Genomic DNA, 13539 nt, shown 5'->3' on the forward strand with positions numbered 1-13539 from the left:
GTAGAACATGGACTAGCCATGTTTTACATTAGTATTACGTCCAACCGTGATAGATACAACTATAGTTGGGCCAATTTGTAGCGGTTTTGTTTGTTTGTCCAACTTTGTGAACAAATGTGTGTGTAAAAGTGTTTTTGTTTAGAAATTAAACTTCTCTGCCGTTTGCTTAAACGTTTTGAGATCTGTGATCATTTTTTCTGACTGCAACGCCGCTTGGGTTATGTGCTGTTCACCCGTGCTAAATAAGACTAAGCGGTCACTGTGTTTGGTGCGCATTTTACGCATCATGAATTTGAGTAAATCAGTGCGGGTGAGCTTAGTGATTTCGTCTACGACCAGTTCTCTTTGGTTAAATTGATAATCTCTGTTGCCGACACTGACCCAATATCGTTGGCTGCGAGTTTTGAGGTTCGCATCGTGCTCCATGATTTGACTAATAAGACCGACCTTAGTGCTTTCCCATTCTTCGTTGGTGATTTGCATCACGGCATAATTAAAGTCTGCAATAAACTCGTCTATCGCCTCTAATAAATGCAGTGGTCCAGTCGTAGGCGACTGGATATAAAAAATGAGCCCAGGATGACGATTGAGTGGCAGATAACCTGTGCCTACCATGTAGCCCAACTGTTTTTCAGTGCGCAGTTCATGGAAGAAGGTGGACGACATAGTATGATTTAGTAAGCTAAACAGTGCCATCTTTTCTGGCGTTGCCACAGCAGATTGGTAATACACAATGATCGCGCTATCTTGATGATCTATCGCAAGTTCTCTAAGTAAGGTGCCTTGGCCCGTTAAATTGACTAACTCTCTGGTGGACTCGGCGCTTGGCGTCGAAACCAAGGATAAAATGTGCTCTAAGCGTTTACCGAGAGCTTGTGCTTCAGATACTAACCAATCCCCGTAGACTAACCCTTCAAGATAGATCTTCTCGTAAAAGGCGCGTACATGGTTATGCAAATCTTCAAGGCTTATGTTTTCGAGCATTTGAGCCATGCGGGCAGGTTCATAACTGCTTTTTTGTAGCGTGACAGTCAGACTAGTAAACAATTGTGAAATAGGTTTAGCCTGCGCTAGATTCTGCCAACTGCGCAGTAGTTGAGATTTAATTAATGCAAAACGTTCTTCAGTAAAATTACGCTCTCTGGCTTTGTGGATCAACAAGGCCAAAAGGGTTTCTTGATTACCGGTAAAGCCCGATAAATGCAGGGTTATACCACCTTGATGCGGATAAATATTGTAGCTTAAGCCCGCAACTTCGGCCTGATAGGTTGGTTCAGTCAGATAATCGAGCAGCATTTCAACATACAGGCGGGTGAGGGCGGCATGTTTTGGTGTTTTACTCGCCTGCTCTGAGTCCAGCGACAAATACATGTGGCCTTTGGGCACATTAAACTCATCGTCTTTCTTGTGCCAAATACGGTATCCCGTCGATTCTGCAACGATCACTGGTACATCGACATCGCTCTTATCTGGTCGAGGAATGGAGTCGGCGACGATAAATGGGTTTGCAGCAGGTAATTGTAATTCAGGGCGAATACTGCTCACTTGCCAACGAACGAGGGACTGAGGTGCAATAGGGCGCACTTTATAGGGTGTGTGATACCAGTTGGCTTTACGATCCGTTTTTACCGATTGCGCGATAAGCTGCAGACGCATATTGTGGGGCGTCATTAGCTCGAGTAGGGCTATGGTTTCTGGAATATCCAGCCCATCCATTCGATAGTCACCAAAGACCAAATCTTCGACTTCATAATGATGCATATTGATGCTGAGGTGGCTGGCCAAATCGAGTGATTTAACTTGCTCTTGGTAGCGAAATGCCATTTTGAGCAGGTTTGCGCGCTCTAAATAACGCCATTCATCTAAACCTTGGGTTTTGATGAGCTCAATATACTCAAAACAGCAGCTGATAATCTCATCAAGATTCGCCAGTCCCTTATCGGTTAACTGTAAACCGATACTGTAATCTTTGAAGTTATAACCATTTACGCCGCCGCCCGCGGACAAGTTATTCACAAGTCCCTGCTCTTTAAGATAGGACAACAAGCTGCCATGGCTCTCATTGCCTAAAATATGGCTGATATAAGTCAAAGGCTTACGTTTGTAGTAGTGGTCAATGCCAGGAAAATTAAAGCTGATGCTTAAGCGTTTTTGCTCCTTAAGCGGTACGATATCAATTTGGGTTAACAGCTCCTTTTCTGAAAACAGCGGCACTTGAGGATAGTTTTTCACTAAGTTCAAGTTTTGGATCCCGCTAAAATAATTGCAGGCTAAATCTTCTAATTCGTCGAGGGAAAGCGGCGCGACTAAGCACAAGGTCATTAAGTTGGCGCTGTAGTGGCTTTGATAGAAATCGAGTAATTCGCTACGTACCTGTGCTTGCTCTCCGCCTAAGGTGACTAAGTTACCCACGGAAAATTTTGAGAAAGGATGCAGTGGATTAACTGTCTCTTTCAGCACTTGATAGGTACGGCGAATATCGTCTTTCAGTTTTAAACTAAATTCAGATTCAATAGCTTGGCGTTCTCTATCGACCAGTTCTAAGTCAAATTTAGGCGCAATAAAAAATTGGCTGAATCTGTCTAAGGAGTCGGCAAACACGTCTTCATTGATGGTGAAAAAGAAGTTGGTGTGCTCTGTGCCCGTCCAAGCGTTATTGCTGCCGCCATGTTGGTTGATAAAGGCATGGTACTCGCCTGAGTCGGGAAATTTTTCGGTACCAAGAAAGAGCATATGCTCTAAAAAGTGCGCCATGCCGGGTCTATCTGCGGGATCATCAAAATGACCCACGCCTACAGCCATAGATGCGGCCGCTTGGCTGGCATCTTGATCTTCAACCAATAACACCCTAAGCGCGTTATCTAACACAAGATAACGATACTGACGGTGATCATTTGGACTTTTATAAATGGACTGAGAGGCTTGCAAAGAGACACTCCGATAACGATAGCTTGTTATATATTGATAGTCTTAATGGTTTTTAGCAAATATCTCTTGTGTTTATCGACTAAAGATTAAGTCTTACAAGGTTTGTTGAAATGGATTTTAGGGCTACAATTGGGATAAAACAAAAACAAGTTTGAGTCGCGAGAGAAGTATGCAGCTATTTTTGATGAGACATGGTGACGCCGGATTTAATGCTCAGTCTGATAGAGACAGAACACTGACCGATGTTGGAAGGCACCATACTGTGTTGATGAGCAACTGGTTGGCTCGCAGTGTGACTGATTTCGATCTTGTTTTGGTGAGTCCTTACTTACGTGCACAGCAAACTTGGCAGGAGCTGAGTCAGCATTTTCCTGAGCCGCGTAAGTGGTTAGTCGCTGATGATCTTGTTCCTTCTGGCGATCCCGCCAATGTAGCCGCGTTAGTTGTAGCCTACGCTGAGTTATACAAGGCGGATAAAGTGCTAGTGATTGCTCACATGCCGTTATTGGGCTATTTAGTCAGTGAGTTAGTTGCTGGCGTTGAGCCGCCGTTATTTGCCACTTCGGGCATTACACTCATTGATAAACATGCCGAGCAAGCCTCAATCGTGTGGCAGCACGCACCCCACAGCATTAGCTAGTCTTGATTTATATCCCTTTTACAAACGAAACGGCCCACTGAATGTGGGCCGTTTGTTTTCGGTAAACGTAGAAAACTCGCTAAACCTCTAAATCTGAAACGTTAATGTTTAAAGCCGATAGCGAGTTAACGTCTATGCGGCTGCTCACCAATATCAATCAGCACTAATAACGCCGCATCGCCGCCCCATTCTTTAGGGGCCTGATGGAAAGCCTTCACCATAGGATGCTGCACTAACCACATTGGGACTTGTTGTTTCAATATGCCACTGCCGTAACCATGCATAATGCAGCAACACAGGCTTTGCTGTTTAACGCAGGCTTGGATCAGTGCCGCTAGCTCAAGTTTGGCTTCCGATTGGCGATAGCCGTGCAAATCCAGCAGCAAATCTGGCTGGTAATCTCCACGTCGCAGGCGTTTGAGTTCTAGGCTATCAACCCCTTCCTCTAACCAACGCATCGGTCCTTGTACTGGCAGTAGCGGCTGATAAGTATCTGAGAAATAACTGTTAGCATGCAGTTGCTGCTCTTTCAGTTCTATTTCCTGTTTGGTTTTTAAGGGCGTGCGAAAGTGTCGCTTATTTTGCGTGATGGGTTTAATACCATCGATAAGCGCTGAGAACATCGCCAAGCCTTCTTTGTCGTCGTCTTTATTCATGGCGGGTATTCTATTGAATCCTATGGTTTCTGAATAGAGTTCAGTTACAATGTTCGCGAACAAACTAGCGGGAGCACGTTTTGGATAAGATCTTTGTAGATGAAGCTGTGACAGAATTACGCACTATTGGTGATATGTTACGTTGGGCCGTGAGCCGTTTTAACGACGCCAATGTGTATTATGGTCATGGTACTGATAACGCGTGGGATGAAGCCATCGCCTTAGTTTTCCATGCTTTACACTTACCCGAAGAAATCGGCCAGCAAGTGATTTTAAGCAACTTGACCAGCAGTGAAAAGCATAAAATTGTCGAGTTGATTATTCGCCGTGTCAGAGAGCGCCTACCTGTGCCTTATCTGACCAACAAAGCGCGTTTTGCCGGACTGGAATTTTACGTCGATGAGCGCGTGTTAGTGCCACGCTCACCGATTGCTGAAATGATCGCTAACCGTTTTAGCCCTTGGTTATATGGCAAACCAGTAACGCGTATTTTAGATTTATGTACTGGCAGCGCTTGTATCGCTATCGCCTGTGCCTACGAATTTGAAGATGCCGAAGTTGACGCGCTGGACATCAGCGAAGATGCATTAGATGTGGCGCAAATCAATATCGAAACCTTAGGTGTGATGGACCGAGTATTCCCGATGCAATCGGATTTGTTCTCGGCCATCCCAGAAGGTCCACAGTATGATTTGATTGTTTCAAACCCACCTTATGTGGATGCTGAAGACATTGGCGACATGCCAGATGAATATCATCATGAGCCTGCCATCGGTTTAGCCTCTGGTCGCGACGGGTTAGATTTAACCAAACGCATACTGGCCAATGCCGCGCAATACCTCACACCAACGGGTTTACTCGTAGTTGAAGTCGGTAATTCTATGGTGCATTTAATTGAGCAATTCCCAGAAGTGCCATTCACTTGGATTAACTTTGAAAATGGCGGCGATGGCGTGTTTGTATTAACCCGCGATCAACTGGTTGAAAATCAGTCGGTATTTGGTATTTATCGCGACGCACAATAGCCTAAGATAGCAAATTAGGTTGAGACTTTTCCCGCTGCCAGTTAGGCTTGCAGCGGGAAAAAAATTGTCCAGTACTCGCTGGGCGCGGAGCGATGAACAAATAACCTAAGGTGTACAAAGCGGATGTCTGGAAACAGTATTGGTCAAAATTTTGTAGTGACGACGTTTGGTGAGAGTCACGGTGTTGCACTGGGTTGCATTATTGATGGTTGCCCTCCTGGGCTTGAATTAACTGAAGCCGATATGCAGCATGATCTTGACCGCCGTCGTCCTGGGACATCCCGATATACCACGGCACGCCGTGAGCCCGATGAAGTGCGGATTTTATCCGGCGTCTTCGAAGGTAAAACCACGGGCACCTCGATTGGACTCTTGATTGAAAATACCGATCAACGCAGTCAAGATTACTCTAATATCAAAGATTTATTTCGCCCTGGGCACGCCGATTATACCTACCAGCAAAAGTACGGTATGCGTGACTACCGCGGTGGTGGCCGCTCTTCAGCCCGTGAAACTGCGATGCGGGTTGCGGCGGGTGCTGTGGCTAAAAAGTATTTAAAGCAAGTTCACGGTATCGAGATCTACGGCTATATGTCGCAGTTGGGACCTATTTGTGCGCAGACCATTGATCTTGACCAAATTGAGCAAAATGCCTTTTTCTTCCCCGATGCTAGCAAGCTGGAAGCGCTCGATGAATACATGCGAGAGCTGAAAAAATCCGGTGATTCGATTGGCGCGAAAATCTCCGTTATCGCGACAGGTGTGCCAGTGGGTTTAGGTGAGCCAGTATTTGATAGACTCGATGCCGATATCGCCCACGCGCTGATGGGTATTAATGCCGTCAAAGGTGTTGAGATTGGTGATGGTTTTGGTGTCGTGACGCAAAAGGGCTCCGAAGGGCGTGACTTAATGTCGCCACAAGGCTTTGAATCTAATCATGCGGGCGGTGTACTCGGTGGGATTTCGTCGGGTCAGCCGATTATTGCCCATATTGCGTTAAAACCCACCTCCAGCATCAGCGTGCCAGGTCAAAGTATGACGGCACAGGGTGAAATGGCTGAAGTGGTCACTAAAGGTCGTCACGATCCCTGTGTTGGGATCCGCGCTGTACCTATTGCCGAAGCTATGCTTGCCATTGTGTTGATGGATCACTTGCTAAGACACAGAGCGCAAAATCAGGATGTACGCAGTCACACGCCCGTTCTCGGAATGAGATAGGCGCATGAAATAGCTGGTATGCGATAACGATACAATGAGTGGCATGAGATAAATGGAATGCGTTAATGTCAACTTCTTCTAGCACAAGCCGGCAATTGCGCTGGCTTTGTGCCTGCTATTTTTTCTTCTTTTCTATTCTCGGCACTATGGTCCCTTATCTTGGGGTCTTCTTCGAAAATCGCGGTTTTAATCCCCAAGAAATTGGCTTTTTACTCGCCATCCTGATGGCGACGCGCATCGTTGCGCCGAATGTGTGGGCTAAAGTGGCTGACCGAACGGGGATGCGCGCCGAGCTGATCAAAATGGGCGCGGGAGCCGCCGCGCTGGCGTATTTGAGTTTCTTCTACCATGGTGGTTTTGTGTATATGGCGCTGAGTTTGGCCCTCTATACTTTCTTTTGGAATGCGATCCTCGCCCAGCTTGAAGTGATCACCTTAGAAACCTTAGGCGAGAATGCCAGCCGCTACGGTCAAATTCGCAGTTGGGGCAGTGTCGGTTATATCTGTCTTGTTGTCGGTGCGGGCTTTGCCATTGGTCAGTGGGGCACAGAAGTGCTGCCTTATATTGGTTTGTCATTATTTATCGGCATGTTAGCCTGTGCGTTACCATTGCCTGCAAATCGCTTAGTGCGCGACACCAGCCAAGTGCGGCCGCCATTGCAATGGAATCGGGCGATTATTTGGTTCTTAGTCTCGGCGATGTTGCTACAAATGAGCGCGGGACCTTTCTACGGCTTCTTCGTCTTATATTTAAAACAAGCGGGTTACTCAGAATCATCAGCGGGGATATTTGTCGCCCTTGGCGCTATGGCCGAAATCGTGATGTTTATGTTCGCGCCGCGTTTACTCGGTCGCTATGGTGTTAACACCCTATTGATTGTCAGTATCGGCATGACTTGCTTGCGTTGGTTGTTGGTCGCCTTTGGGGTAGATAGCGTGTTGTGGCTAGGTGTTAGTCAATTATTACATGCCTTTACCTTTGGCTTAACCCACGCGGCATCGATTCAATTTGTGCATAAACATTTCGATGCGAGTCACAGAAGCCAAGGTCAAGCCCTATACGCCAGCTTAAGTTTTGGTGTTGGCGGCGCGCTCGGCACTTGGATTTGTGGCTATATTTGGGGCGATGGTAGCGGGGCGGTTTGGTCTTGGGTATTTGCAGCAGGATGCGCCTTTGCCGCTATGCTGGCGGTATTCTTTATTCCTACGGATAAACCGAGTGTTGTAGCCCATACGGCCTAGTCATATCCATTAAGATAAAAAATTTAAAAATCAAAAGATTGTGTTAAGTGAGGTAAAGGTGATTCGGTTTCGTTTAGGGTTAGTTGTCAATCCATTGGCTGGCTTAGGTGGCAGTGTTGGCCTTAAGGGCAGTGATGGCGTTGCGCAAGAGGCGCTCGCCTTAGGCGCCGAACCCAAAGCTGCTTTGCGTATGATGCAGGCCCTTGAGGTTATCCGTGATTATGCCGATGACATTGAGGTTATTACCGCTTCGGGCATCATGGGTGAAGATGCGGCTAAGTCACTCGGTTTTACCACGCGAGTGGTGTATCAAACCCCAGATAAAACACAGGCACTGGATACGCAGGCCGTTGTGCGCACGCTGCTGGATGAACCACTGGATTTACTGCTCTTTGCCGGTGGTGACGGCACGGCTCGCGATGTTTATTCCGTGTTTGAACAAGCCACTATCGACGACAAACTCCCTGTGCTCGGCGTGCCCGCGGGCGTGAAAATTCATTCCGGCGTTTACGGTATTACGCCCCATGCCTCTGGCATGGTGGTCAAGATGTTACTCGATGGCGAACTCGTTAGTTTGATGTCCGCTGATGTGATGGACATCGACGAGGTGGCTTTTCGCCAAGGCACAGTGCGCGCTAAACGCTTTGGTGAGCTTTTAGTACCCGCCGAGCCGCGCTATGTGCAAGCGGTGAAGATGGGCGGCAAGGAAGTCGATGAACTCGTGCTGGCCGATATCGCCGCCGATGTGATCAATCAAATGGAAGATGAACTGTACATCATGGGCTCTGGCAGTACGGTTGCCTTTGTGATGGAAGAGTTAGCTCTGGATAATACGCTATTAGGTGTTGATCTTATTCAAGATAAAAATCTTGTCGGTAGTGACTTAACCGCAAATGAATTACTCGAACTGACCCAAGATAAGCCGACTAAGTTGGTGATTACTTTAATTGGCGGTCAAGGCCATATCTTAGGGCGCGGTAATCAACAATTGTCGCCTGAGCTGATTCGGCGCATCGGAAAAGACAATATTATTATCCTCGCCACAAAAACTAAGTTAAAAGCACTTGATGGACGACCACTAATTGTGGATAGTGGCGACCCTAAATTAGATAGCGAGCTTGGCGGCTATTACAAAGTGACGACGGGCTACCATGATTACGTCATGTATCAGGTGGCCAATCCAGATTTATTGGTCGCAGCAGATGTGTCGGCCAATCCAGTATTAATGGAGAGTTAGACCCATGTTAGAGCATTACGAAGACGCATTAGAACAGTGGATCGCCAGTGTAGTCAGCCATGGTGATGACGATGCTTTGTTTGCCTGTGGCTACTTACAGGGTCATGTCGCCGTTGTGTTATCGCAACTTGAAGCACAGGGTGAAACCGATCTTGATGCTTTAATGCTAAAAATGACCGACTGTTTAGCACTCGCGCGCCAAGAATTAAACGATGCCGATTATGCCTTGGTTGAACAGGCATGGGCACAGTTGCATGCATGGATTGTAGGCGAATTAGATGTTGCCTAGGGTTATGCCTATGACTGACGATGAGCGAGTGACTAATACCGAAGTGGCTAACACTGAATTAGCCAGTGAGCAAACGCTCGATGCCAGCGCGGTATTTATCGGCTTAGTGAATCCTAAAACGCCCGTTAACGTCGGTGGCATTATGCGCGCATCGGGTTGTTATGGCGTCGATGGCGTATTTTATACCGGCAGGCGCTACGAGTTAGCCGCGCGCTCGGGTGCGGCGCAATATCATGTCGATACTAAAGATGCTGGCGATCGCATTCCGCTCACTGGCGTCACTTCATTACTCGCCTCGATTCCGGCTGACACTCAGCTTATTTGTGTCGATTTGGTGGTGGGCGCAACGCCGCTGCCGGATTTTGTCCATCCCGCGAAGGCCTTTTATGTGTTTGGTCCTGAAGATGGCACTATTGGCCAAGAGATTATCGATAAAGCCGATGCCGTAGTGTATGTGCCTACGGTAGGGTGTATGAATCTTGCTGCGTCGGTCAATGTGTTGTTATACGACAGATTGGCGAAATCTCACCGTGAGGCTGCAAGCCTGACATCGAGCCTAGTACCCTGTCTTAGCGGTGATGCGCTTATTCGTCAGAGTCGCGATAACAACAATCGTACTCGGGTAAAAGTGCCCAGAGCGCCGCGAAAACCTCGACATGCTGAAGCTAGCAGTCTTAAGTCTAGCAAAGTAGAGCCTAGCAGCAGTGATAGCACTATCGTCATCACAGCCGCTTAAGTGGTTTACTGAAAACATTTAAAAAAGGGATTAAGCCATGACTTAATCCCTTTTTTATTTGCACAGGCGATGGCAAAGTTAGAGGGATTTTCCCTTGAGTAACTTTCGCAGCCACATGCGATTGGGGTTGAGTTTACACAGGGTGGCTTTATCAAGCGGTATTGGTTCGCCGCAAAGTTGCGCGGCGAGACATTCGGCGGCCAGTGGCCCAGAACTTAACCCCCGCGAGCCTAACCCACCAAGAATATACAGTCCTTGATGCACTGGCGCTGGCGTGGTTTGCCAGTAGTGGCGACTCTCTTTAGTGAGTTGATGTTGCTCATAATCCTCAAGGATTTTCGCCACATCGGGCGCGCAGCCCATCATAGGGAAATGATCCCGCGTCACCATACGCACGCCAACACGGGCATTGTTGCCACTCATGTCGATATCTTCAAGCCAAGGCTGATTGGGATAACTCTCGTGCATTTTCATGAGGTTTTCTTGTTGTTCCTGCTGGCAAAAATTTAAATGCTTAGGTTCTTTAACGTAACTCGCGCCAAGGCAGTGGAGCCCTTGGTGACTCGGGGTTAAATAACCGTTGGCGCACAGTACAGTCGCGAGTTGACTCAATTGAAACTGAGCGGGCACATGGCTGACTTGGCCACGAAAGGGGCTAATTTGTAATTTGTTGCTGGCATCAAACTGCGTCAATTCTCTGCCATTGGCGAGTACAAGTTGCGCGAAGGGGCCGAGACGTTCCTTTTCAGTTAATAAAACCCAGCCATCGCTTTGGCGTTCAATGGCAAGGATGTCAGTATTGAGCGAGACACTCACATCGGCCAGTTGCATCGCTTTTTGTATCGCAGCGTCGGCATATTCAAATGGGCAAACCCAGCCACCTAAGGGATAAAAAAAGCCTGGCTTATCGAGATTGATTTTGGCAATGGCATTGGCTTGCTCAGCATCAACGGCGTAGGCGATTTCACTTGGCCAGGGTTGGCCTTGAATGATTTTATCGAGTCGTAATTGGCTGCGTTCATCGTGGGCGGTTTGCAATACGCCGCAAAAATCATGGGAAATCGGCGTCTGATTGCTGGCGGGGGCGGATGTCAGCGCCTGTACTCTACGTCGGCTAAATAAAAATGCCTGTTGGAAAAAACGGCTTAATTCGTCATTTTCTGGGGTCAGCAGCGGATAAATAGCTCCTTGGCGATTGCCCGATGCGCCTTGGCCTAGCTCTGCATCTTTACAAAATATCTGTGCACCTTGGCCGCGCTCAGCCAAAGAAAGCGCCAAATGCGCCGAGGCTAAGCCGCCGCCTATGATGGCAATCGAGCTTTGCGCCGCCGAGGATAAGATTGCTGCCATAGGATTAAAGGCATAGGCTTTGGCATCTTGCTGGCGTAAGACGTGGCGCTCGTGTAACAAAATGGCATCAGGCTGATGGTTTGTCTGTATTTCAGCGCAGGTAAAATCCCTCACCTCAAAGCCACAGGCTTGGAAATGATTGATTGTTGTTTCGTTTAATACGCATGATTCGCTTGATTCAATAGTGGCAATAGTGGCAATAGTGGCAATGGTCGCGCTATCGTCACTGAGTTTTGCCATCTGCCAATGGTTTTGCTTATTCAACCCATTTTGCAGATGGGGCAATACCAGCCAGTGCTGAACGGGGTGAAGCGGAGAATGGATGAGTGAACTTAGCTGGGATTGAATATCACCAAAGTGCAGGTCGATTGTGAAACGACCGTCATCAAAAATTAATCTCTGGCAACCTATAATAGCCGCAGGCTCTGCATGAAGTAAGCGTTGGGCAAGTGGCTCAAGTTCAGGCTCTTTGGTTAAACAGGTGGATTGATCCCAAAGTGATTTAAGTTCGTACGCATTAATCGGATTGGGTTCGAACACCTTAAGGAGTAAACGTTGGCTAGGATTCGCCTGAGTGCGCCACCAAGATAAGAGTTCAAGCCCGTTACCTAAACCAATTTGGCCTAATACTAAGAGTTTTTGCTGTGAATGAGCCTCAAATACCCGCTGCTGATAAATGCTCAACTTGCTGAGATAGTGTGCATCAGTGTCAGCTGTTGCGGGATAAAGGTTGATTAATTGCTGGTAATCACGCTTAATTTGGCAAGGTTTATTGGGCTCTGCAGTCAAAGAAATTTACTCTCGGTCTCATAATTGGCATTATTTTACTCGCCTTTATGGAAAGCTGACCACTTAATTGAGTCAAAACAGATACTATTGGCTCAGCGAAAAGTAGGTACTGACATGTACACAATGGATAGCAATAAAATGAAAAGAGTCGTGATCACCGGAATGGGTGTTGTTTCAAGTATCGGTAATAACAAGCAAGAAGTGACCGAGTCACTGAAAGCGGGCCGCAGTGGTATTACGCATTCAGCTCAGTTTGAAGAGATGCAGTTACGTAGCCACGTATGGGGTGACATCAAGTTAAACCCAGCTGAGCATATCGATCGTAAAGCGCTACGCTTCATGGGCGATGCCGCTGCCTATGCTTACATTGCGATGCAAGAAGCCGTTAGCGATGCCAATTTAACTGAAGAGCAGTATTCAGATCCGCGCGTCGGTTTGATTGTCGGTACAGGCGGCGCATCATCGTCTAACCAAGTGCAATCTGCCGATACACTGCGTGAAAAAGGCGTCAAACGTGTTGGTCCGTATATTGTGCCTCGCATCATGTCGAGCACGGCCAGTGCTTGTTTGGCTACGCCATTTAAAATTAAAGGCATGAACTATTCTATCAGTTCAGCCTGTGCAACCAGCGCCCACTGTATTGGTCACGCCGTTGAACTTATCCAAATGGGTAAGCAAGACATGGTGTTTGCCGGTGGTGCTGAAGAAGTGGATTGGACGCTGACCATGGGCTTTGATGCTATGGGCGCACTGTCAACTAAGTACAATGCCACACCAGAAAAAGCCTCTCGTACCTATGATGCAGACCGTGATGGTTTTGTGATCTCTGGCGGCGGCGGTATTTTAGTGGTTGAAGAGTTAGAGCATGCTCTGGCTCGCGGCGCAAAAATTTACGCTGAAGTGATTGGCTATGGCGCGTCTTCAGACGGTTATGACATGGTAGCGCCATCTGGCGAAGGCGCAGTGCGTTGTATGCAAATGGCCATGGCCGATGTTGATACCCCAATCGATTACATCAATACTCACGGCACTTCAACGCCAGTGGGCGACGTACGTGAATTAGAAGCGCTACGTGAAGTATTCAAAGACAAGTGCCCACCTATTGCATCGACTAAGTCTATGACAGGTCATGCTTTAGGCGCTGCTGGTGTACATGAAGCGATTTACAGCTTAATCATGATGGAAAACAGCTTTATTGCCCCAAGCATCAATATTGATAATCTGGACGACGCGGCGAAAGATATGCCTATCGTTCGTGAATATCGCGATGCTGAGCTGAATACAGTCATGAGTAACAGCTTTGGTTTTGGCGGTACAAACGCCACGCTAGTGATGCGTAAATTCAAATAAGTTTGTTTATCAAACGCGATAGAAGGGAAGCTTAGGCTTCCCTTTTTTATGGGCGTTTTATGTGAACCTGTTGCAGAGGC

The 13539-nt window shown here is 47.4% G+C and carries 11 protein-coding genes; 8 read left to right on the forward strand and 3 right to left on the reverse strand.

Annotated elements, in window-relative coordinates:
* Positions 1 to 138 precede the first annotated feature (138 nt).
* Positions 139 to 2928 (reverse strand): insulinase family protein, encoded by a 2790-nt coding sequence (locus Q4Q49_RS15345; protein WP_311999752.1) that lies wholly within the window; start codon positions 2926 to 2928, stop codon positions 139 to 141.
* A 169-nt stretch (positions 2929 to 3097) separates the two neighbouring features.
* On the opposite strand from Q4Q49_RS15345, the gene sixA reads away from it, so the two are divergent.
* Positions 3098 to 3568, forward strand: coding sequence for a phosphohistidine phosphatase SixA (gene sixA, locus Q4Q49_RS15350; RefSeq protein ID WP_006082236.1), 471 nt, complete (start codon positions 3098 to 3100; stop codon positions 3566 to 3568).
* Positions 3569 to 3693: 125 nt separating this feature from the next.
* Here the strand turns inward: sixA and smrB are convergent, their stop codons facing one another.
* Entirely contained in the window at positions 3694 to 4224 is a 531-nt protein-coding gene (gene smrB / locus Q4Q49_RS15355; protein ID WP_006082235.1) for an endonuclease SmrB, read from the reverse strand.
* A gap of 80 nt (positions 4225 to 4304) precedes the next feature.
* Between smrB and prmB the strand changes: the two genes are divergently transcribed.
* The 6 genes from prmB to Q4Q49_RS15385 all read left to right on the forward strand — a co-directional run bounded on the left by prmB (position 4305) and on the right by Q4Q49_RS15385 (position 9970).
* Positions 4305 to 5249 (forward strand): 50S ribosomal protein L3 N(5)-glutamine methyltransferase, encoded by a 945-nt coding sequence (gene prmB / locus Q4Q49_RS15360; protein ID WP_106650942.1) that lies wholly within the window; start codon positions 4305 to 4307, stop codon positions 5247 to 5249.
* Positions 5250 to 5372: 123 nt separating this feature from the next.
* The gene (gene aroC / locus Q4Q49_RS15365) at positions 5373 to 6467 is read left to right on the forward strand and encodes a chorismate synthase (RefSeq protein ID WP_028761043.1); all 1095 of its coding nucleotides are present in this window, start codon (positions 5373 to 5375) and stop codon (positions 6465 to 6467) included.
* Between the two features lie 65 nt (positions 6468 to 6532).
* The gene (locus tag Q4Q49_RS15370; protein WP_311999753.1) at positions 6533 to 7708 is read left to right on the forward strand and encodes an MFS transporter; all 1176 of its coding nucleotides are present in this window, start codon (positions 6533 to 6535) and stop codon (positions 7706 to 7708) included.
* A 58-nt stretch (positions 7709 to 7766) separates the two neighbouring features.
* A complete protein-coding gene (locus Q4Q49_RS15375; RefSeq protein ID WP_311999754.1) occupies positions 7767 to 8945 on the forward strand; it encodes an ATP-NAD kinase family protein in 1179 nt (392 codons plus the stop codon).
* Between the two features lie 4 nt (positions 8946 to 8949).
* Positions 8950 to 9234 carry a YfcL family protein gene (locus tag Q4Q49_RS15380; RefSeq protein ID WP_012089592.1) on the forward strand — a complete coding sequence of 95 codons (285 nt, stop codon included), beginning with the start codon at positions 8950 to 8952 and terminating at the stop codon, positions 9232 to 9234.
* Positions 9224 to 9970 carry an RNA methyltransferase gene (locus Q4Q49_RS15385; RefSeq protein WP_311999755.1) on the forward strand — a complete coding sequence of 249 codons (747 nt, stop codon included), beginning with the start codon at positions 9224 to 9226 and terminating at the stop codon, positions 9968 to 9970. Before Q4Q49_RS15380 ends, Q4Q49_RS15385 begins: the two co-directional genes overlap by 11 nt.
* Positions 9971 to 10048: 78 nt before the next feature.
* Here Q4Q49_RS15385 and mnmC read toward each other — a convergent pair whose 3' ends face one another.
* Positions 10049 to 12109 carry an FAD-dependent 5-carboxymethylaminomethyl-2-thiouridine(34) oxidoreductase MnmC gene (mnmC, locus tag Q4Q49_RS15390; RefSeq protein WP_311999756.1) on the reverse strand — a complete coding sequence of 687 codons (2061 nt, stop codon included), beginning with the start codon at positions 12107 to 12109 and terminating at the stop codon, positions 10049 to 10051.
* A gap of 138 nt (positions 12110 to 12247) precedes the next feature.
* On the opposite strand from mnmC, the gene fabB reads away from it, so the two are divergent.
* A complete protein-coding gene (fabB, locus tag Q4Q49_RS15395; protein WP_259528160.1) occupies positions 12248 to 13459 on the forward strand; it encodes a beta-ketoacyl-ACP synthase I in 1212 nt (403 codons plus the stop codon).
* The last annotated feature ends 80 nt before the right edge of the window (positions 13460 to 13539 follow it).

This window comes from Shewanella sp. SP1S1-7 (genome assembly GCF_031932105.1).
Classification (GTDB): domain Bacteria; phylum Pseudomonadota; class Gammaproteobacteria; order Enterobacterales; family Shewanellaceae; genus Shewanella; species Shewanella baltica.

Bases quoted from the DNA above. Each gene is read 5' to 3' on its own strand.
- sixA (WP_006082236.1), top strand. From the start codon at position 3,098: ATGCAGCTATTTTTGATGAGACATGGTGACGCCGGATTTAATGCTCAG.
- smrB (WP_006082235.1), bottom strand. From the start codon at position 4,224: ATGAATAAAGACGACGACAAAGAAGGCTTGGCGATGTTCTCAGCGCTT.
- aroC (WP_028761043.1), top strand. From the start codon at position 5,373: ATGTCTGGAAACAGTATTGGTCAAAATTTTGTAGTGACGACGTTTGGT.
- Q4Q49_RS15370 (WP_311999753.1), top strand. From the start codon at position 6,533: ATGTCAACTTCTTCTAGCACAAGCCGGCAATTGCGCTGGCTTTGTGCC.
- Q4Q49_RS15380 (WP_012089592.1), top strand. From the start codon at position 8,950: ATGTTAGAGCATTACGAAGACGCATTAGAACAGTGGATCGCCAGTGTA.
- Q4Q49_RS15385 (WP_311999755.1), top strand. From the start codon at position 9,224: ATGTTGCCTAGGGTTATGCCTATGACTGACGATGAGCGAGTGACTAAT.
- fabB (WP_259528160.1), top strand. From the start codon at position 12,248: ATGAAAAGAGTCGTGATCACCGGAATGGGTGTTGTTTCAAGTATCGGT.